The sequence below is a fragment of the Confluentibacter sediminis genome (genome assembly GCF_003258355.1).
Lineage (GTDB): Bacteria > Bacteroidota > Bacteroidia > Flavobacteriales > Flavobacteriaceae > Confluentibacter > Confluentibacter sediminis.
Window position 1 is genome coordinate 166,069 of sequence record NZ_QKPO01000006.1, and the last position, 22,473, is coordinate 188,541.

General features: G+C 32.3%; 15 protein-coding genes and 1 tRNA gene. 10 read left to right on the top strand and 6 right to left on the bottom strand.

Annotated features, from left to right (window positions below; all coding sequences use genetic code 11):
• Positions 1 to 15 precede the first annotated feature (15 nt).
• From DKT72_RS06780 to DKT72_RS06795, 4 genes are all read right to left on the bottom strand, one after another.
• A complete protein-coding gene (locus tag DKT72_RS06780; protein ID WP_111307980.1) occupies positions 16 to 5,631 on the bottom strand; it encodes a polyketide synthase in 5,616 nt (1,871 codons plus the stop codon).
• A gap of 1,455 nt (positions 5,632 to 7,086) precedes the next feature.
• Positions 7,087 to 7,278, bottom strand: coding sequence for a hypothetical protein (locus DKT72_RS06785; RefSeq protein ID WP_220628091.1), 192 nt, complete (start codon positions 7,276 to 7,278; stop codon positions 7,087 to 7,089).
• Positions 7,279 to 7,391: 113 nt separating this feature from the next.
• Positions 7,392 to 7,676, bottom strand: coding sequence for a PID-CTERM protein-sorting domain-containing protein (locus DKT72_RS06790; RefSeq protein WP_111307982.1), 285 nt, complete (start codon positions 7,674 to 7,676; stop codon positions 7,392 to 7,394).
• A gap of 239 nt (positions 7,677 to 7,915) precedes the next feature.
• A tRNA-Phe gene (locus DKT72_RS06795) sits at positions 7,916 to 7,988 on the bottom strand.
• 97 nt (positions 7,989 to 8,085) lie between these two features.
• On the opposite strand from DKT72_RS06795, the gene DKT72_RS06800 reads away from it, so the two are divergent.
• The 7 genes from DKT72_RS06800 to DKT72_RS06830 all read left to right on the top strand — a co-directional run bounded on the left by DKT72_RS06800 (position 8,086) and on the right by DKT72_RS06830 (position 15,941).
• Complete coding sequence (locus DKT72_RS06800) at positions 8,086 to 8,814, top strand: type III pantothenate kinase (RefSeq protein WP_111307983.1); 729 nt, start codon at positions 8,086 to 8,088, stop codon at positions 8,812 to 8,814.
• The gene (gene bamG, locus DKT72_RS06805; protein ID WP_111307984.1) at positions 8,814 to 10,127 is read left to right on the top strand and encodes a BamG family beta-barrel-assembly machinery protein; all 1,314 of its coding nucleotides are present in this window, start codon (positions 8,814 to 8,816) and stop codon (positions 10,125 to 10,127) included. The genes DKT72_RS06800 and bamG overlap by 1 nt, the downstream gene beginning before the upstream one ends.
• Before the next feature lie 24 nt (positions 10,128 to 10,151).
• Positions 10,152 to 11,516 carry a hypothetical protein gene (locus tag DKT72_RS06810; RefSeq protein ID WP_111307985.1) on the top strand — a complete coding sequence of 455 codons (1,365 nt, stop codon included), beginning with the start codon at positions 10,152 to 10,154 and terminating at the stop codon, positions 11,514 to 11,516.
• Positions 11,517 to 12,071 carry an LPS export ABC transporter periplasmic protein LptC gene (gene lptC, locus DKT72_RS06815; protein WP_111307986.1) on the top strand — a complete coding sequence of 185 codons (555 nt, stop codon included), beginning with the start codon at positions 11,517 to 11,519 and terminating at the stop codon, positions 12,069 to 12,071.
• A 75-nt stretch (positions 12,072 to 12,146) separates the two neighbouring features.
• Positions 12,147 to 12,335: a hypothetical protein gene (locus DKT72_RS06820; RefSeq protein WP_111307987.1), complete on the top strand. Its 189-nt coding sequence runs from the start codon at positions 12,147 to 12,149 to the stop codon at positions 12,333 to 12,335.
• Positions 12,336 to 13,628, top strand: a complete 1,293-nt coding sequence (locus DKT72_RS06825; RefSeq protein ID WP_111307988.1) for a hemolysin family protein — start codon at positions 12,336 to 12,338, stop codon at positions 13,626 to 13,628.
• A gap of 186 nt (positions 13,629 to 13,814) precedes the next feature.
• Entirely contained in the window at positions 13,815 to 15,941 is a 2,127-nt protein-coding gene (locus tag DKT72_RS06830) for a peptidylprolyl isomerase (protein ID WP_111307989.1), read from the top strand.
• A 52-nt stretch (positions 15,942 to 15,993) separates the two neighbouring features.
• Here the strand turns inward: DKT72_RS06830 and DKT72_RS06835 are convergent, their stop codons facing one another.
• Positions 15,994 to 16,923, bottom strand: a complete 930-nt coding sequence (locus DKT72_RS06835; RefSeq protein WP_111307990.1) for a GYDIA family GHMP kinase — start codon at positions 16,921 to 16,923, stop codon at positions 15,994 to 15,996.
• Positions 16,916 to 18,244, bottom strand: coding sequence for a hydroxymethylglutaryl-CoA reductase, degradative (locus tag DKT72_RS06840; RefSeq protein ID WP_111307991.1), 1,329 nt, complete (start codon positions 18,242 to 18,244; stop codon positions 16,916 to 16,918). The genes DKT72_RS06835 and DKT72_RS06840 overlap by 8 nt, the downstream gene beginning before the upstream one ends.
• 230 nt (positions 18,245 to 18,474) lie before the next feature.
• On the opposite strand from DKT72_RS06840, the gene DKT72_RS06845 reads away from it, so the two are divergent.
• The 3 genes from DKT72_RS06845 (at position 18,475) to DKT72_RS06855 (ending at position 22,473) form a co-directional block, all read left to right on the top strand.
• Positions 18,475 to 20,028 (top strand): peptide MFS transporter, encoded by a 1,554-nt coding sequence (locus DKT72_RS06845; protein WP_111307992.1) that lies wholly within the window; start codon positions 18,475 to 18,477, stop codon positions 20,026 to 20,028.
• Between the two features lie 23 nt (positions 20,029 to 20,051).
• The gene (locus DKT72_RS06850) at positions 20,052 to 21,830 is read left to right on the top strand and encodes a peptide MFS transporter (RefSeq protein WP_111307993.1); all 1,779 of its coding nucleotides are present in this window, start codon (positions 20,052 to 20,054) and stop codon (positions 21,828 to 21,830) included.
• Positions 21,831 to 21,918: 88 nt separating this feature from the next.
• Complete coding sequence (locus tag DKT72_RS06855; RefSeq protein ID WP_111307994.1) at positions 21,919 to 22,473, top strand: thioredoxin family protein; 555 nt, start codon at positions 21,919 to 21,921, stop codon at positions 22,471 to 22,473.

A 22,473-nucleotide genomic window follows, 5' to 3' on the forward strand; every position in this document is an offset into this window, starting at 1 on the left:
ATGATCTATGATTATTTATAGTTCTATTTTGATATAATTTCCTGTTTGATCTGGATTGGGAATAAACCATGCTGGATTTCCCGCCTCGTCACGTCCAAGTTTTGCACCTGGCATAGGAGGTTCATCTGCTAATATAGAATACTTATCACTAATATTGAGTTTATTATCTTTTTGATTTATCTTTTTTGAAACATCATTAAATATGTCTGTTTTCTCAAAACTATTAAAACCATTTTTACATTCTCTATTAACATCAATAAGATGTAAAGATTCAGCTTTAATATTCTTTACAATGGAAGCGCCATTAACGGGGATAGTATGGTTGTTTTGTAATGCTTCAATTTTATTGTTCAAAAGATGAAGTTGTTCAACTATTTGCTCCAAAGTTATTTGATGCTGACTTGATAGTTTTTGTGCTTCTGTAGTGGTTTTTATACTCTGGTTAGAGGAGTTTAAAGTTTTATTGTTATTATTTATACCATGAAATTCAGGTTGTTCTTCAGGTAGATTAAGATTTAAAAAATCTGCCAAAAGCTCTGGTGAAGATAAATCTTGATTTAATTGTCTAAAAGTAATAGGGAAATCAAACTCTTTCTTTAATATTCCAGACAATTGGCTGAGCGTTAATGAATCTAATCCTAATTCTAAGAAAGAATAAGAACCAGAATTTAAATCATAAGATATACCAGAGGCATGAGTCATTATTTCTAAGATTTTACTCAGAATTTTTGGAACTCTATTTGGCACTTCATTTTTTGCATTATGAGTTTCAATAACTTCAGAAACTTTAGGTAGATTATGGTTTAAAAAATCTGCTAAAAGCATTGGTGAAGATAAATCTTGGTTTAGTTGTCTAAAAGTAATAGGAAAATCAAACTCTTTTTTTAATATTCCCGATAATTGGCTGAGTGTTAAAGAATCTAAGCCCAATTCTAAAAAGCTGTTAGAAGCTGAGTCTAATCCATAAGATATACCAGAAGCGTGATTCATTATTTCCAATATTTTATTGAGTATATTAGAAACTCTTGAAGTGTCTTCTATTTTTATACTAGTATTTACAACAACTTCTTCAACTTTTGGTATTACATTAATTGTTTGTTTTTGGACTAAAGTTGATTTATCAAATATCACAGGGTCTACCCAGCATAGTTTGCGGTCAAAAACATAACTAGGTAAATTAATTTTTTGCCTTTTTTGTTCTTTATAAAAAGAGTTCCAATCAGGATTTATTCCTTTTAGCCACATTTCACCCAAAGCATTCAAAATACTAGTGTATTCATTTTCTTCATCCTCTTTTGGTAAATTTAAACTTGAAAAGGCTGATATAATTTTTTTGCCTGCTGCTTGTTGTTGAGCTAAAGAAGTGAGAGATTTTCCAGGACCAACCTCTAACAATATAAAATTGTCTTCTTCTAAAATAGTATCCATAGCATTTGCAAATCTCACTGTATTTTTGACATGATTAACCCAATAAGATACGCTTGTTGCTTCTGTGTCTGTTAACCATTTCCCTGTTACTGTGGAAACAATAGGTAGTCTAGGTACATTTAGAGTAACTTTTTTTAATGCATCTTCAAAGCTTTCTAGCATAGGTTCCATCATAGGAGAATGAAATGCATGACTTGTAAAAAGTACTTTATGCGGTATATCTTGAGGTTGAAGAGCTTTAGAGAAATCCTCTATATCTTTGTCAGTTCCAGCTACCACACATAATTGTTTTGAATTTACAGCTGCAATTGATAAGGATTTTGGAAGCATTTCTTTTAAACGATCTTCAGATAATCTAACAGATAACATGCTACCTCCTGGAAGTTCACTTACCAAACGACTTCTAGTAGCGATTACAAAAAGTGCGTCTTTCAAGTTAAGAATACCAGCTAAATGCGCGGCTACAAATTCTCCAACACTATGGCCACAAAGCAATGTTGGTTTTATTCCCCAACTTATCCATAATTGCGACAGTGCATATTCAGTAATGAATAAAGCTGGCTGTGTAAATAATGTATTTTTTAATAATTTTTGAGCTTCTTCTGAATTATTCTCAGGATATATTATTTTACGAATATCTAATTTTAAACTGTCTTTTAATAACTCAGCACACTCATCAATGGCGTCTCTAAACACTTTCTCATTATCGTAAAGTGTCTTACCCATTTGTAAATATTGAGATCCTTGTCCAGGGAAAAGAAATCCTATTTCAGTAGGTACAATTTTTAAAATACTAGATTTAACAATGTTTTTATCTGAAGAAATTAAATTTTTAGTTGCGTGTTTGTTTGAGTCTGTTACTAAAAAACTACGATGGTTAAAATCATCACGAGTAACATTAAGAGAATAAGCTACATCAGCTAAAGAAGTACTTGTAGATTTATTTATAAAATTACCCAGTTCAGCATTATAACCTAGTAAACTATTTTGAGTCTTTGCAGACCAAGTTAGTAATTGAGTGGGTCTTCCATTAGTTGATGAAATTGGTTTCATCTCATAATCTTCTACAATTACGTGAACATTCGTACTTCCAACACCAAACGAACTAACTCCTGCTAGTCTGGGGCCATCAGTATTCCAGTCGCTCAATTTTGCATTAATATAGAATGGACTATTTTCAAAATCTATATGAGGATTTGGTTTGCTAAATCCAACTAAAGGAGGGATTTGTTTATGCTGCATGGATAAAATGACCTTTAATAAACCAGCTACCCCAGCAGCAGCTGTTGTGTGTCCGAAATTTCCTTTTACAGAACCTATGGCACAATACCCATTTTTATCTTGTTTACCGTAAGCTATTTTTAGTCCTTCAATCTCTATTGGGTCCCCTACTAAAGTAGCTGTGCCATGTGCTTCAACATAGCTAATAGATGAAGGTAAAACTTGAGCATCATTTAAAGCCTTAATAATGGCACCAGATTGACCAATGGAACTAGGAGCCATAAAACTACCTTTGTCTCCTCCATCATTATTTACACCTACACCCTTTATAATACCATAAATAGTATCGCCATCTTTTTTTGCAGCTTCAAGATTTTTTAGTAATACTACCCCAGCACCATCACTAAAAACGGTTCCTTTTCCAGCTGCATCAAATGGACGAGTTCTGCCATCTGGATTTTTAATAAAACCCTCATCATAAGGATGGCCACTGTAAATGGGTGATGTTACACTTGAGCCTCCAGCAAGAGCTACGTCGCATTGACCGCTTCGTATAGCATTTACAGCTTCAGCAACTGCTAATAATGATGTCGAGCATGCAGAATGAACACTAACAGCAGGGCCTTTCAAATTTAAATGATATGCAACTCGAGGGGCGATGAAATCTTTTTCATTAATTGACTCAATTTGTATTTTTCCAACCTGTTCTTGTAATTCTTCATTTGGAAAAATGTTATGTTTAAAATATGAGTTGTTTTCACAACCTGCGTATACACCAACAGTGCCTTTGTAATGTTTTGGTAAATATCCTGATTGTTCTAGAGCTTCCCAGCATATTTCTAAAAACAATCTGTGCTGAGGATCCATGGCTTTAGCAATTAATGGGTTTAATCCAAAAAAAGCAGCATCAAATGTTTTAGCAGAAGGTAAAATTCCTCTTGCTGTTACATAGAAAGGATCATTACGAACTTCATCAGGAATACTAATATCTAATTCTTCTTTTGTAAAAAAGGTAATAGTTTCTTCGCCATTTTTAAGAATTTTCCATAATTCATCGATTGATTTGGCTCCTGGATATCTACCTGCCATGCCAATAATAGCTATATCTTTTGAAGTATTAGGATTTATAGGAGTCTTTAAAACAAATGATGCTTGGTTAGTTATATTATCAACAGATAAACTTGAAAGTTCGCTAATTGTTGGGTGCGTATAAATTTTTGAAACAGATATGTCTATTTTTAAACGTTCTTTCATTAATGAAACTACTTTTTGAGCAAGTATAGAAGTACCTCCTAAATCAAAAAAATTATCATCAATGCCAATATGAGGTATTTGAAGTTGTTCGCTCCAAATATTAACAGCCTCTTTTTCAAACTTAGTTCTAGGATGTTTTAAAAGAGGTGCGGAATCAGGTCTTACATACTCAGGAAGTGGTAAATTTTTCTTATCAATTTTCCCGTTTGGAGTTATAGGAAATTCATTTAACCACATATAATATGAAGGTATTAATATATCAGGTAAAATTTTTGAGAGTTCATTACGAATTGTTTTTGTATCCTTTGGTAATTCATTATCTGATTTTAAGTAAGCTACAATTTTAGATTCACTACCCAAATCATTCCTTACTATTACCGCCGATTGTTTAATACTTGAAATGCTATTTAGAACAGCTTCAATTTCGCCTAACTCAATACGGTGACCTCTAATCTTAACTTGTTCATCTATACGGCCAAAGCATTGTAAATCACCATTCAATAATAATTTTCCTAAATCACCTGTGCGGTAAAGAGTAGAGTTTGGTTTATTTGAAAATGGGTTGGGAATAAATTTTTCACTTGTCAGTTCTAAGCGTTTCCAATAACCTTGAGCCACACCATCGCCACCAATAACTATCTCACCAATTGCGCCAAATTCAACAGGCTTATTATTTTCATCTAATAAATAAATTTGAGTGTTTGCAATGGGTTTGCCAATGGTAATTAATTCATCATTTTTTTGGATTTGTTTAATGGTTGACCAAATGGTAGTCTCTGTAGGACCATACATATTCCATAGTTCATCACATCTTTCAAGTAATTTATGTGCTAAATTCAGAGGCATAGGTTCCCCACCACAAAGTGCTTTTAAAGATAAAGGTAGTTCCCATCCAGCATCTAATAAAGTTTGCCATGTAGTTGGAGTAGCTTGTAATATAGAGATTTTTTCATTTTGCAATAATTCAAGTAAGAGAGAGCCGTCTTTAATTGTTGTGTCATCAGCAAATACTAGCATTGCGCCTTTAAGTAAAGGGAGGTATAGTTCAAGACCTGCAATATCGAAGGATATAGTAGTAATTGAAAGGAGCCTGTCATTTTCAGTAATGCCAGGTTGAGCCATCATGCTATATAAAAAGTTAATCAGATTTTTATGTGAAATGCTAACTCCTTTTGGTTTGCCTGTAGAGCCTGATGTATAAAGTAAATAAGCTACTTGTTCCTCATCTACAATTATATCAAGAGGTGTTTCAGGTTCTTTAGTAATATTAGATAAGGCATCTTCAATTAGCAATGTATTATTCCAAATTGGTAAAGATTCTGAAATTTTTTTGGTTGAAACTAAAAACTTAGCATCTGAATCTTTTAGCATAAATTCCAATCTAGACTGAGGAAATTTAGGGTCTAAAGGTAAATATGTTGCACCACATTGTAAAATAGCAAAAAGTGTAGTAATTAAATCTGGAGATCGGTCTAAAGAAATAGCCACAATGACTCCTGGACGAATACCTTTTGACCATAAGTAATGAGCCATTTGATTTACGCGAATCCTTAATATACCATAGCTGATTTGTTTGCCATCATGCTTTATGGCATTCGATTCCAATAATAATAAAGCACGTTCTTCGAAAAGCCTATGGAGGGTTGATGCTGGATACTCCATTTCAGGACCTTGAATTTGGTATTTGGGCTGTTCAAACATTTTCATATTTTCGTTAGGTTCAGACATTTTAAAAATAGTTTTTAAATATAAAAACTATTTTTATTATTGTTACACATCAAGAACTATTCTTATATGTGTTTGTTTCTAAATCTGTATTTCAAAATTTAGAATTATTTTCTTGAGGGATTTTGTGGATTTTTAATTACTAGTTTGCGATCATTTAGTAAATTTAAATAATATTTTTAGCAAATGATATAATAAATAGTTTTTAGCAATCATTTGTGCAATTATTTTGGTTTATAAATGCTTTTTTCTCCGGTTAAGGATATTTAAGCTGTTAAATAAACGTATTTTTTACTATTAATCGAACTTATGTGCATGAGGGCATAAATTTCAAGAATAAAATTAATATATATCTTGAGATATTTGATAAAAATTCTTCACACAGCATTTTTTTTCGTTAAAATGTCAATAAAATATACTAGACAATATAAAGATGGATTAAAATCATTATTAATCAGTTTTGGAAACCTCTTTTTTTAATCGCTGTTTTTTAGTTGGTTATCCCTGTAATTGGTGCTTTATAAAATATATTTATACTATTCATGCTCATTTTGATAAATGATGTGTAGAGTTCAGTATAGGTTTAGCAAATATTAGTTTTTTTCAATAATTGTTATAAAATACCTGTCCAGAACCCTGATAAGTTGCAATAATAACAGGGTTTGGTAAACATTAATGACATGTAGTATCCTAATTATTGATGCTTGCTTATACTTGTATTAATAGTTCCTCTTTTTTAGGTATTTCTAGGTCACTTAGGTAAGTCAAATCCATTCTTGAGTTAACTAAGGGGGATTGTGTTTTTAATCAAGTTTTTGTTCAATAGTCCCATAGCAACATATAGAACGGGTGAGATTAATAATTCTTGAACCGTATAGGCAAACTGTTTTAAATCCAAGCCAATGTCTGCTATAAGCCAGCTAAATAATCCTAAAGAAATGATAATACATAAGCCACTGATATGTATAAAATGCCATAGCGAAGACATCCAAAGGTCTTTTAATTTTTCTAAATGGATAGTCCCAATTATGTATATAAGTACGGTTATTGAAAATCTAATAATGTGAAGTATTATTTTGGGGATAGACGTTAAATTCTGGTTTTCTATAAATAAAATAGATATAGTATAATGAATAGAAAATAACTATGAGTACAAGACCTGATATAAAACGTATGTTATCCGATCGGTATAGCTTCATTTTTTAAATTAATTTTTACGGGCATAAAATCTCCAAATTAAAAAAGTAGCTGCATATACCGTGATCTTAAATAAATATTTATGAGCAAATTGGAAATAGGCTTGTAGATACTACAGTAAGTACATAAGGCCTATGTATCTGGCAATATTAATCAAATCAAGTAAACGACCCCCAGAACTATAATATTAAGACTTTTCTCCAAAATGTTGAGGGCATGCAAATGATAAACCCAATATATAATACGATCAATTCTAATCTGTTACAGGAATCTGCTATGAACAATACCAAGTTTGTCATGATGAAGAATTTGAGAGGCTTCTTCAAATAAAAATTCGCCTTCATTGATCCAACTGGTATCAACACGGCTCGTAGAAAACCCGCTCATGGGCGTCAAGTTGTTTAGAGAAAAGGCAGAGGCTTCTGCAACATGGGTAGTCAATGGATGATCCAAAACATTAGAATCCTTTATAAAAAAAACATACAAAATTTGCCATACAATGAAAACCAATAAGGCTCTTCCTAAAAAAAGCCTTATTGGTAAAGGGATGTCTTTTTTTTAAAGAATTAAGCTTCTTCATTGTTTTTTTGACGTAGTTTTTTTACTCCAAAAGCAGTAGCGCCAACTAATAAAATGCCAAGACCGCCATCTAAAGGAATTGAATCGCCACCTTTATGTCCGCCACCTTTATGTCCGCCTCCTAGATTTCCTCCATTGAAAAAGCTTCCTAACCATTCAAAAAAACCACCTCCAAATGCTGGCGTTGCAGCATGCATGTTCGAGGAAAACGTTAAAGCAAAAACAATTAGTGCAATTCTCATTGTTTTTAAAAAGTTGTTTTTAGTATTCATAAGGCTAAAATTTAAGTTAAATTAATATTATTGGGCTAAATTATAGATAGCTTGAAAAATATATTAATTTTTTCGATGAAATAGGGCATTTTCACTATTAAGAGATTTTTTTGTTAGATTCTTATTTTGTTCTGCCTAAAAAATGTTCTTGGTGTCTTTGTGAGATGTTTATGTGTCTGTTTTTGAGTGTCTTAAAAATAAAAAACCCTTGAAATCATAATGAAATCAAGGGTTTAATGTGGTACCTCCAGGAATCGAACCAGGGACACAAGGATTTTCAGTCCTTTGCTCTACCAACTGAGCTAAGGTACCTCGCCAAAGCGGATGCAAATATATATTCATTTTTATTATTCCCAAAGGAAAATTTATAAAAAATGGTTTTGTAATTTTATAGCTTTAAATAAAAATCATGAATTTAATCATTGATGTTGGTAATTCTTTTGTTAAACTTGCTGTTTTTCAGGAAGGTGGCTTGGTTTTGAAAAAAGTAATCAATCCAGATGTTTTAATAAAACATATAGATATTTTAAGAAAAGAGTTTGTATGTATTGAAAAAGCTATCATAGCTTCGGTCGGTAAATTAAAAGAAAAAGATATAATTTATATAAAAAAGCATTTTCTATTAATCGAACTAAGCCATAAAACAAAAATGCCTTTTATAAATTGTTACGAAACTCCTAATACACTAGGAGTGGATAGAATGGCACTAGTATCTGCTTCCATACAACAATTTCCTAATAATAATGTACTTATTATTGATGCTGGTACCTGCATAACTTATGATTTTGTAACTATTAAAAATGAATATTTGGGAGGTGCCATCTCTCCAGGTATCGCAATGCGTTATAAATCATTAAATAATTTAACCGCTAATTTGCCGTTATTAGAAAAAGAAGTACCTAATAATATTATTGGTAACACAACAAATAATTCCATTCATTCGGGTATTATTTATGGTGTTTTAAAAGAAATTGACGGAAATATTCAAACATATAAAGAAAAATATTCAGATTTAACAGTTATTTTAACAGGTGGCGATGCTAATTTCTTGTCTAAACAATTAAAAAGTAGCATATTTGCCAACTCTAATTTTCTTTTAGAGGGACTGGACTATATTTTACAATTTAATTCAAACTAATGATAAAAAAACTGGTATTAGTTTTTATTGCGATTTCAACATTTCAATCTTACGCGCAACAGCGAGGTACGGCATCACCTTATTCTTTTTATGGAATTGGTAGCTTAAAGTTTAAAGGCACCGTAGAAAACCGAAGCATGGGAGGGCTTAGTATTTATACAGACAGTATTCATGTGAATTTAAGAAACCCTGCGTCTTATGCAACAGATAATGTAGGTTTGTACCCATTTGATGGGGAAAGTAGACCTGTTAAATTTTCTGTTGGTGGTAGTTATTCTAGTGTGGGATTAAAAAGCAACTTGGATACTGATAATTCTTCTACAACAACATTTGATTATTTAGCATTATCTCTACCCATGGGCAGATTTGGTTTTGGTTTTGGGCTTATGCCATATACTTCAGTTGGTTATAAAATGGAATCCTTAAATGCTAGCGGGGATATTTCAAACAGATTTAATGGGCAAGGAGGTTTAAATAAAGCGTTTTTTGGTTTAGGATATCAAATAAAAAAAGGATTAAGTGTTGGTGTTGATGCCCATTATAATTTTGGCAACATTGAAAACAGTGCTGTCGAGTTTGTTTATGACGGCGATGGGGTTCCTATACTGATTCAATCTCGAGAAAATAATAGATCAAGCTTAAGTGGTTTGAATATTAATTTAGGGCTTTCATATAAAACCATGTTGAATAATAAGTTAGAGTTGGTTACTGGAATAACGTATACGCCCGAAAGTAATTTAACATCAAATAACAATAGATCTTATTCAACAATTACAGTATCATCCACTGGGGTGGAAAGAGTAAATAATACTATAGATTATGACTTAGAAGCTATCGGTCTTAAGCAAACAGATTTGGTGTTACCATCGAAATTTTCGGTAGGTGCTGGTATTGGGGAGGTTAGAAAATGGTTTGTAGGCGCAGAATTTGTTACACAAAAAACAAGTAATTTTTCTAACGAATTATACAGTACCACAGCAACAACATTTGAAGATGCTTATACGTATTCATTAGGAGGCTTTTACATTCCTCAATATAATTCTTATACAAGTTACTTAAAACGAATAGTTTATAGGGCTGGGATGCATTTTGAAAAAACAGGTTTAAATATAAATAATGAATCCATAAAAGAGTTTGGCATGTCTTTTGGAGTAGGTGTACCAGTAGGAAGCTTATTCTCTAATGCAAACTTAGGTTTTGAATTTGGTAAGCGTGGAACTACTAACAGTAATTTAATACAAGAGAATTTTATAAATTTCCAGATAAGTTTATCTTTGAATGATAGATGGTTCAGAAAAAGAAAATATGACTAACAATTATAGTATAAATTTAATATCATGAAACAGAACATTACATTATTTCTCTCATTCCTATTTTTAGGTTTAAATATAGGTTTTGCACAAAGTGATCCTGAAAAGGATGTCGTTCAATTATCATTAGTTGATCAGTTTGTAAAGGCTGGCGATTTTAATTCGGCATATACACCTTTTATGGAGTTAAGAAAAAGAAACCCTAAATATAGTCTAGCAATTTATTCAAATGGAGAAAAAATACTAGGAGATAAAATTGAAAAATCTACAGGTGCTGATAAAAAAGCTTTTATCGAAGATTTAGTTAAGTTATGGGATGAAAGAGCTGAGCATTTTGCAGATAAAACACCTAAAGGAGTTTTTGGTACAAGAGCCTGTCAGTTAATGTATGATAATAAAGACGTTTTAGGTAAAACAAATACCGAATTATATGATTGCTTTGATGCCGTTTACAAAGCTGATAAAGATAGTTTTACAAATCCTCAAAGTTTGTACACGTATTTTTCATTAATGGTAGATTTATATGACGCAGGCACAAAACCAGCAGAAGATTTATTCAATAAATATGATGACATTACAGAAAAAATTGAAGAAGAGGTTAAAAACTATTCAGAAAAAGTAAATGTCTATCTTGAAAAAGAAGAAGCAGGTACGGCATTGACGGGTAAAGAAGAAAGGTTTAAACAGTCATATCAAAGTTATCTAGATGCTTACGATCAAGTTTCTGCTGGCGTTGATCAAAAATTAGGAGAAAGAGCAAATTGCGAAAATTTAATTCCTTTATATGAAAAAGGATTTGAAGATAATAAAGAAAATGCTGTTTGGTTACAAAGAGCGGCAGGTAAAATGTCTGAAAAGGAATGTACTGATAGCCCTTTATACTTTAAAATTGTTAATGCTTACCATGAGTTAAGTCCTTCATCAAAATCTGCCTATTTCTTAGCCGTATTAAAAGATAGAGAAGGGAAAACCAGTGAAGCTCTTCAATTTTATGACCAAGCGATAAGTTTAGAAACAGATAACTTTAAAAAAGCCAAATTATATAAATTAATAGGCTCAAAACTTAAATCTAAAGGTAGATATGCACAAGCAAGAGGCTATTATAGAAATGCTTTAAAGTTCAATCCTTCAGACTTAACGCCTTATTTATCAATTGCGGCTATGTATGCAGATAGTGCTAATGATTGTGGAGATTCAACGTTTAATAAAAGAGCTGTATATTGGTTAGCTGCTGAGGAAGCTAGAAAAGCAGGTGGGGCAGGTGCTAAATATGTAGAAAGCTATATAGGAAGAGCGCCTTCAAAACAAGATATTTTTAGTGCTGGTAATGAAGGTAAAGTTATAAATATAGGTTGTTGGATAGGTGCTTCGGTTACAGTGCCAAAACTATAAATGATTTTTTTTAAAAAACATACAATATTAAACATAGTCACAGTAATTACTGTGACTATGTTTTTTTCATGTAAAGACAACTTTAAAGAAGTCCAAAAAATAGGTGTTTCAGAAAATGAGCCTATCGGTATTGCTGATACGTTTAATTTAAAATATACAGATTCTGGAAGAGTAAAAGCTATTTTAATCAGCTCGAAAATGTTAGATTATTCAAACCGAGACTTTCCTTTTAGTGAATTTCCAGAAGGCATTTATCTAGAGGTTTTCGATGAGGATAACAATAAAAGTGTGGTCGTAGCAGATTATGCCATTTCATATACAAAAACAGACCTGATAGATTTGCAAGGTCATGTAAAACTGTCAACTTATAAAAAAGACACCTTGTTTGCTCAACAATTGTACTATGACCAAAGTAAAGAATGGTTATTTACTAATAAGCCTGTGACTTTTAGAATGGGCTCAGATAAGATAAATGGTAAAGGTTTCGATTCGAATTCAAAATTTACCAATGCTGAAGTTCTTGAAGTAGATGGTATTATTACTGTTGATGAATAAGTATGCAGATCATCTTAAACGTCACCTAAAACACACTTTTTTCAGTATCTTTACACTCATAAAAAATATACAAAAATGAAATTCTCAAAGATTTTTCAATATGCTTATTTAATTTTCGCAGCACTTTTTTTATATGATGGTATTGTTAATTGGGGTAAAAGTAAAGCCTATGTATCTTTGGCATTAGCAGGACTGGCCGTTTTTATGTTTTTCTTTCGAAGGAAATTCAATAAAAAATATGATAATAAAAAGGATTCAAAATAAATGAGTGTGTATGTTTTAATTATCATTAGCACTTTAATTCTTTCTGCTTTTTTTTCGGGCATGGAGATTGCCTATATATCTTCAAACAAAATCCATATCGAAATTGAAAAAAAGCAAGAAGGTATTTTAGCTAAAATATTAACCAAACTAACGGCTAAACCTTCAAAATTTATAACAACCATGCTTATTGGTAACAATATAGCGTTGGTTATTTATGGATTTTTTATGGGGGATTTATTGGTAAATTGGTTTCAGTCCATGTTGCCAACATCTTCTTCATTTTTAAATTATATGTTGAATGATTTGAGTTTGTTAACGCAAACTGTTTTATCAACCCTACTTATTTTAATTACTGCCGAGTTTTTACCAAAAGTGTTTTTTCAAATTTATTCAAATTCGTTACTGAAAATATTTGCAATACCTGCTTATGTATTTTATGTGCTGTTCACATTTATTTCAGATTTTATTATCTGGATTTCAGATTTTATTTTAAAGCATGTATTCAAAACAGAAGGTGACCAAATACAATTGGCATTTACAAAAGTGGAATTGGGCAATTATATAAGCGAGCAAATGGAATCAGTGGAAGCTCATGAAGATGTAGATACTGAAATTCAAATATTCCAAAATGCTTTAGAGTTTTCAGAAGTGAAAGCTAGAGATGTTATGGTGCCCAGAACCGAGATTATTGCTGTAGAAGTTAATGAGACGATAAAAACATTAAACGCTCTTTTTACAGAAACGGGTTGTACAAAAATTTTGGTTTATAAAGATACTATCGATGAGATTTTAGGATATGTTCATTCTTTTGAATTGTTTAAAAAGCCGAAATCTATAAAATCAGTCTTATTGCCCGTCGAGTTTGTTCCAGGAACAGTTTTTATTCATGAAGTACTTAATATATTAATAAAAAAACGTAAAAGTATTGCTGTTGTTTTAGATGAATATGGAGGGACTTCTGGTATTATGACAGTAGAAGACATAATAGAAGAATTGTTTGGCGAAATTGAAGATGAACATGACAGTATCGATTTAATTGAAGAAAAAATAGACACTAATTTATATAAGTTTTCCGCACGTTTGGAAGTCGATTATGTTAATGAGGCATATAAAATTAATTTGCCGGAAAGCGAAAATTATGATACCATTGGTGGATTGATAGTTGATGATACTGAAGAAATCCCTTCCCAAAACGAAATTATAGTGATAAACAATATGTTTCAGTTTACAATTTTAGAAGTATCTAACACAAAAATAGATTTAGTAGAGCTTAAAATTTTAGAAGAAGATTGATTTCAAAACATAAAATAATTAATGCATCTTTGTGCTTTTATTATTAAATAGAAAATGGTATTTTCGCGCACGATATTTTTTTCTGATTAAAAAAGAATTAATAACATAATTTATATAATTTTTCAATTTAATTGATTTTAACAAGTTAAATCCTGAAGAGGGTTTTTTATAAAATTTAGATGACAAATGGCAGTTTTAAATAAAATTAGACAACGATCACTTATCTTAATAATTATTATAGCATTAGCATTGTTTGCATTTGTGTTAGATGGAGTCATTAAAAATATTGGATCACCTTCTGCTAAATCTCAAAACACAGTTGGTGTTATAAATGGTAAAGACATTACCAGGGAGGATTTTTTACAAAAAGTAGAGGCCGCCCAAAGACAAGCTGGACCTAGTGCTACTAGTAATCAAGTAATGAATAGTATTTGGGAGCAAGAAGTGAGACAAGCCATTTTGGAAACTCAATTTGAAAAATTGGGAATGACTGTTGAAAAAGACCAAATGCGTGATGTTTTAAAAACAACTTTGGGGAGTAGCCCAGAATTTTTAAACGAGGCTGGTTTGTTTGACGAGAATAAGCTGAACGAGTATATTGCCAATTTAAAAGAAACATCTTCAGAAGCTTACCAAAGCTGGATTAATTATGAGAAAACGTTAGCTTTGAGTGCATTACAGCAAAACTATTTTAATATGGTTAAAGCGGGCTTAACAGGTACGCTTGCCGAAGGTGAGTTGGAACATAAATTGGAAGGCAATAAAATTGATATAAAGTTTGTCCAAGTTCCATATTCTTCTATTCCAGATAGTACCGTGGTTGTTTCAAAATCTGAGATTTCCGATTATATAAAAAAGCATGAAAAACAATATGAAGTTGAAGCGTCAACAGATATTAAATATGTTGAGTTTAAAGAAGAGGCGAGTGTAGAAGATGAAAAGGTTATTAAAGATGAACTTCAAACGTTATTAAAAGACAGACAAGAATATAACGAAGGCCTTAAAGCCAATGAAAATGTTATTGGGTTTTTAAAAACAACAGATAATGAAGACTATATAAACTCACATTCCGATATTAAATTTGATGACCGTTTTGTGTTTAAATCTGCTTTGCCATCAGTGGCGGCCGATAGTATATTTAACCTAAGCGAAGGACAAGTTTACGGACCTTATAAAGATAACGGATATTATAAAATATCTAAATTAATAGCGGTAAAACAAGTGTCGGATTCTGCCAAGGTAAGACACATATTAATTCCATTTGTTGGAGCTACTAGAGTGGATCCAAGTGTTACTAAAACAGATGAGCAGGCAAAAGCTACCGCAGATAGTATTTATAATATTATAAAATCTGACCGTTCTAAATTTGTTGATTTATTGGATTTGTCATCTGATAAAGTTAGTAATGAAGAAGAGGGTGTGATTAAATTCTCTTATATGGATTCATTTGCGCCTGAGTTTAAAGATTTTTCATTTAATAATAAAAAGGGTGATTTACAAGTTGTAAAAACCTCTTTTGGATATCATATCATTGAGATTTTAAGCCAAACCGAAGCAAAAAAGGCAGTCCAAGTTGGAACCATTGCTAGAAAGGTTGAGCCATCTGAGTCTACTGTAGATAAAGTATTTAGAGACGCCTCAAATTTTGAAATCGCTATTGGTAATGAAGATTTTGAAACGGTAGCAACAGAAAGTAAATATGTTGTGCGTCCTGTAAACGGCATTAAAGTTTTAGACGAGAATATACCTGGTATTGGAAGTCAAAGACCTATAGTACGTTGGGCATTTGGAGATGAGGCTAAAATAGGAGATGTAAAGCGATTCAATATTCCGAATGGTTATGCTATTGTACAATTAGTTGCAAAACATGAAAAAGGACTTATGAGTGCAGATGAAGCAACTCCTACTGTTTTACCAATTATCAGAAATGAGAAAAAAGCTGAAATTATTAGAAATAGAGTGAAAGCTACAAACTTAGAGGCTTTGGCATCTGCAGAGCATACGACAGTTAGAACAGCTTCGGCTATTAATATGAAAAGCCCAACCATTTCTGGAGCAGGAAGAGAGCCTTTAGTTGTGGGTGCAGCGTTTGGTTTAAAAAAAGATCAAACTTCTAAGCTAATTGATGGTACTTTTGGTGTTTATATGGTTCAAGTAACTAAAGTGGAGCCAGCTGTTAAGTTAGATAGCTATCAAGCGGCAGCTAATAGAGTAGAACAACAAAAAGTAAATGTGGTGTCTTCAAACTTATATAACGCTTTAAAAGAAGCTGCAGATATTGAAGATAATAGAGCTAAAACTCAAGTTCAATAAAAGGACAGTACATATATAAAATTAAAGCCTCATATTAATTATGAGGCTTTTTTTATGTTTTGTTTTTTAGAACCATGCTATCATAAGAGATGACTGTTTCAAACCCTTTGCTCCTAAAATAAGCCGTTGGATTACCCTTTGAGGTTGCCAAAATAAAGTCGCCACCCCAAGCACCAAGACTTTTTATCTGTCCGCTAAAATCATTAAACAAAACCTCTTTTACAGGTTGTTGTTTTATAATGTTTGAAATGATGTGTTCGTGTTTTAAAATTAAACTATCAAAATCTTCCAATGATTTGCAAGAAACCAGATGAGAGGTTATCTCATTTATTTGAATAATAGAAGACTTTATATGGGTTCTATTTTCTTTATAGTTTGAAATCCCATCCCGGCTGTTTTGTTTTTTATTCAAGTAGACAAAATAAAGATGTTGTTTAAATAATGGGTTGAATTCAACGTCTTCAACGATTGGTTTGTCATTTTCCAAATGATAAAAAATAGGATGATTGTGTTGGGCACACGCAATATCATAACCACTGCCACCAAACGTTTTTTCTAATAATTTATAAGCATCTATACCTGCCCAATTCGCTATGTTATTTATGAGCGTTGATGAAGTTCCAAGTCCCCAATTTTTGGGAAATGTTAAGGATGTCGTCACTTTAAATCCCCCCATGGTATTTAAAAAATCAGGATTAAGTTGTTTAGCGGTATTCAATATTTGTACCAGTCTGTTGGAAAGGTCATTGCTTGAGACTATTGGAGATGTAATCTGTTTAATTAAAATGTCATCTTTAAACCAAAGATGTCCATTCTCATCCAAACTTTCCCATATGAGTCTTGGTTCATCAATGGGTTCAACAATTAAAGATTGTCCATATTTAGTTGGAATGGCTAGTGATAAAGCACCATCGAGAACCAAGTATTCTCCAGAGATTAAAAGTTTTCCGTTACTGTAATAAGGTTCGTTTAAATTAATCATCTATACGCATTCTTAAATGTGCTAAAGTATCGGCAACAGCATTAAAACTAACCGTATTTGTTTTAAAATGTTCAATTAAAATAGCTTTCTCGGCATCATTGGCATTGAATTGATTTAGAATGTTCATTAAATGCATTTTCATGTGTCCTTGTTGAATGCCAGTAGTGGTAAGCGAACGTAAAGCTGCAAAATTTTGAGCCAATCCAGCAACCGCAACTATTTGCATGAGCTCTTTAGCGGATGGTTTCTTTAGCATGTCCAAAGCCAATTTCACCAAAGGGTGTAAGCCGGTAAGTCCACCAACTGTTCCTAAAGCTAAAGGTATTTCTAGCCAAAACGTAAATATGCCATTTTCAATTTTGGCATGTGTTAAACTGCTATAGATGCCGTTTCTGGAAGCATAGGCATGCACACCAGCTTCAACGGCTCTAAAATCGTTCCCTGTGGCTAAAACAACCGCATCAATCCCATTCATAATACCTTTATTATGGGTTACGGCTCGATAAGGTTCTATTTCTGCAATTTGTATGGCTTGAAGAAATTTGTTGGCAAACTCTTCCCCAGAGAAAGCATCACTATCGCTTAAATCTTCAACCTTGCAACTGACTTCTGCACGTACCAAACAATCTGGAACATAATTGGATAAAATACTCATCACTATGTGAATATTCTTTTCATCTTCAGTAAAACCATTAAACAATAAAGCTTCGCTTTTAAAAGTTTTAGCAAATTGTTCTAAACAGGAATTAATAAAGTTAGCACCCATGGCATCTAGAGTTTCAAAAGAGGCATGAAGTTGGTAATACCCTTTTATGTTTTGTGTTTTATCACGTAATTCAATATCTAAAATACCACCACCACGTAATTCCATATTTTTTGTAATGGGCTTACAGTCTTCAATAAGTTTTGATTTTATAGAGGTAAAAAAATCTTTTAATGCATCTTTCCTACCATGATAGATAAGATGAACTTGACCAATTTTGGTAGTAGAAATAACATGTGTTTTAAATCCGCCTCTGTCTAACCAAAATTTAGCAGCTTTGCTAGCGGCTGCTACTACCGAACTCTCTTCAATAGCCATAGGAATGGTATATAACTTGCCGTTAATTAAAAAATTAGGAGCCACACCAAAAGGTAGATAGTAGTTGGTTATGGTGTTTTCAATAAACTCATCGTGAAGCTGTTGTAATTTTTCATCAGAGTTCCAATACTGTTTTAAAATATGTTCAGCATCATGGGAACTTGAAAAATAAGTCTCAACAATCCAATCTATTTTTTTGGATTTAGAAAGTTTAGAAAAACCAGAAATAGTTTTACTCATAGCAGCATTATTACGGGGCAAAGATACTATTCTTGAAAAGAAATTATAATATCTTGTTTTTATTGACTTATTTATCGACTGAAATTACCGTTTTTTGCATAATTTTTAGTAAACTTGAAAACTTTTAATAATACATCAACGATTATTTAAAATTGGCAAGATTATTATAATGTGAAATCTTATGTTTCATAGCGTTAAGAGTAAAAATTTATATTTATCTAGATTATTTTATGACAGAAACCATACTTAAACCACATCAAAAAGAGCTGTTTGGACATCCTAAAGGTCTATTTATTCTCTTTTTTACCGAAATGTGGGAGCGCTTTTCTTACTACGGGATGCGTGCATTATTAACACTTTATTTAGTTGAAAAAACAACATCAGATAATCCAGGCTTAGGTTGGTTAGATTCAAAATCCATAATGCTTTATGGCTGGTACACCATGTTAGTGTATGTCATGTCCATACCTGGAGGTATTTTGGCCGATAAAGTTTTAGGGCAGAAAAAAGCGGTATTATATGGTGCTTTAACTTTAGTTGCAGGACATGGTATTTTAGCTATTGATGAAATGTGGGCTTTTTATACAGGTTTGGCACTCATTATTCTTGGGGTAGGATTGTTAAAGCCTAATATTTCTACAATGGTAGGTGGATTGTATAAGCAAGGAGATATTAGAAGAGACAAAGGATTTAGTATTTTTTATATAGGTATTAATTTAGGGTCATTATTAGCGACCTTTATAGTTGGCTATGTTGGAGAAAAGATTGGATGGCATTTTGGTTTTGGACTTGCTGGAATTGCCATGTTATTGGGTCTTATCGTATATTTATATGGTCAAAAGTATTTGGTAAATGTTGGTAACAAGCCGACTGAGGAAGATAAAAGAAATGATGTTTCTATACCAAGATTAATGGGCGATTTAATTACATCTCCCATCAATCTTGCTATTGTTGTTTTAATTATTATTTATGCGATTTATGCGGGATTTACATATGATGGTGTAGATAGTTGGGGGTATACAGTGCTGTATATTTTTATTGCACTGGTAGCAGGTATAATGATGATGATTTATAAAAATTTAAATTCTCAAGTTTCTAAAGATCGATACTTAGTTCTTTTATTATCGTTTTTAATTGTTATCGTTTTTTGGGGAGCCTTTGAGCAGGCGGGAGGATTGATGAGCATTTATACGAAAACAAATACAGATCGAATGTTGTTAGGTTGGGAGATTCCAGCTACCTGGTTTCAAGGCTTAAACGCGGGATTTATAATCATTTTTGCAACATTCGTTGCGGGATATTGGGCTAAAAGAAAATTAAAAGGAAAAGAAGCATCTTCCTTATTCAAAATGGCTATCGGTACTATGATAATGGGATTGGGTTTTGTTTTCATGATTTTTGCAGCATCAGAATATAACGCTAAAGGTAGTTCGGGAATGCAATGGTTGATCTTGGCATATTTATTTCACACAATTGGAGAACTGTGTTCTTCACCAGTGGCGTTGTCATTTATAACTAAATTAGCACCTGTAAAATATGCATCATTAATGATGGGAGTTTATTTTGCTGCTACAGGTTTAGGGAATAAAGTAGCAGGAGTTATTGGAGAGTCAGCCTCAGAGTTTGGTGAATATGCTATATTTTCTGGTATAACAATATTTACGGTACTCTTTGGATTGTTAGTGATCTTATTATTAAAGCCACTTAAACGATTAACACATGGTGCAGAAGATAACGAACGTATTATTGATGAAGCTGAAGGTTTTGAATTAACCGACAATTAACATTTTAAAATTAAAACTAAAATATGACTGAGAATTCTACCGACCAATATTTTAAGAATAATGTTCTAGGGCATCCTGCTGGATTATTTGTATTATTTTTTACAGAAATGTGGGAGCGCTTCTCGTTTTATGGAATGCGAGTTCTATTGGTTAATTTTTTGACTTTTACGGTTATAGGTTCTAATCCGGGTTGGGGTTGGTCTGCTGAAAATGCAGGGGCTTTATTTGGTACCTATGCCATGTTACTTTATATTACTCCAATAATAGGTGGGATTATAGCTGATAAGATTACAGGATATCGTTGGGCAGTTGTTATAGGGTCTTTGATTATGGCTTCTGGACATGCCTGTATGGCGATAGAAACAGAGTTTACTTTGTATTTGGGCTTAGGTTTACTAGTTATTGGTACAGGTTTTTTTAAGCCAAATATTACGTCGATAATTTCGGAAATGTATAAACATAATGAAGAAAAAAAGGATGGAGCTTATACCATTTTTTATATGGGAGTTAATGCAGGAGCTTTTTTTGGTATGATGCTTTGTGGATATTTAGCAGAAAAAATAGGTTGGTCATATGGTTTTGGCTTAGCTGGAATATTTATGCTTTTAGGAACCTTACAATTTTGGCTGTCCGGTAATTTATTTGGCGATATAGGGAAAAAACCGGCTAAGATTCATGAAATGGAAGACTTGCAGGATGCTGATAATAGTATGGCGGAAATCACCCAAGATAAAGAAATAGAAAAGCAAAATCCATTTACAACTTTGGACAAAATATTGATAGGTGTTTCTTCAATCATAGGCTTAGAATATGCCATTAATGATCCCATGTCTAAAATTGCAGGCATTGATATGTTTTCCTATTTCCAAATAGGGCAATTTGAAGGGCAATATGTTGCTGTGCTAGTGGCGTTAGGATTGTTTTTGTTTTTAGTTATAAGTAGAATTTTAAGATACACAGCGATTGTTCGTGATAGAATGCTTGCTTTTATAATTTTTGCTTTTTTTACAGTGTTTTTTTGGTTGTCTTTTGAACAGGGAGCCTCGTCTTTAGTCTTGTTTGCTAGAGATAATGTAGATCGTGTATTAACAGGTGAATCCGCTCTTATTTTTAATATCGTAAATGCTTTATTGACCGTTATTCCATTATTGATAATTACTTATGTTTTATATGATTTATGGCGTAAGACCTTTAAAATAATACCGTACTCTAACATTGTTTTGGCTATTTGTTTTTTATGCATGTGGGGAATTGTAGTGTGGATGCTGAATAGAGAGTTTTCTGCAGATGTTTCAGAAATAACGGTGTCTTGGTTTAGTATTCTTAATTCTTTTTTCATCATTGTATTTGCGTCATTTTTTTCTAAATGGTTTGAAAGTAAATACAATCCATCAGCGGCAGCTAAATATGCACTAGGCTTAATCATTATGGCTATAGGTTTTGGCTTATTAGCATTTGGGGCGTATGGAGTTCATGAAGGAGTAAAAGTTAGTATGATATGGCTCATATTGGCTTACTTATTCCATACACTTGGAGAATTGTGCTTATCTCCTGTTGGTCTATCATATGTTAGCAAACTAGTGCCTGCAAGAATGATCGCCTTAATGTTTGGTATGTGGTATTTAGCTATTGCTATAGGAAATAAGTTGGCAGCGGTATTAGGTGGGCAAATTGAAAATATAACCAAGCAGTATAGTCTATCGACTTTTTTCCTTATTTTTACTATCGTTCCAATTACAGCAGGATTAGTGATTTTTGCCTTAAATCCAATGCTTAAAAAACTCATGCATGGTGTTCGTTAATCGAAAAAATAGTTAAAATATAATCAAAAAAGCCCATAATAGGAGTGGATTTTGTAATTTCGGAACAAATATTGCAACTAAGACTAGTATGAAATATATAAAATACATATTCCTTTTCATTGTTTTAATTTCAGTTAAAGGACAAGCGCAAGAAATAAAATGGATGTCTTTGGGAGAAGCTATGGCACTTCAAAAAGAAAATCCAAAAAAGATTATGATGGATGTTTACACCAATTGGTGTGGGCCTTGTAAGATGTTAGACAAAAATACCTTTCATAATAAAGATGTGGTAGATTATGTGAATAAAAATTATTATGCTGTTAAGTTCAACGGAGAAGGTAATGATGTTATTGAATTTAATGGTAACACCTTTAAGAATCCTGGTTATGATGCTTCAAGAGCCAATAGTCGTAATTCTGCACATCAATTAGCCAGTTATCTTCAAATTAGTGCATATCCAACCATTGTGTTTTTTGATGAAAAAGCAGGGGTTATAGCCCCCATTCGTGGTTATCAAACCCCTCCACAATTAGAATTATACTTAAAGTTGTTTAAGGATGATGCGCATAAAACAATTGATACTCAAGAAAAATTCAATGCTTATTACAAAGCTTTTTCCCCACAATTTGTTGACAGTCAATAA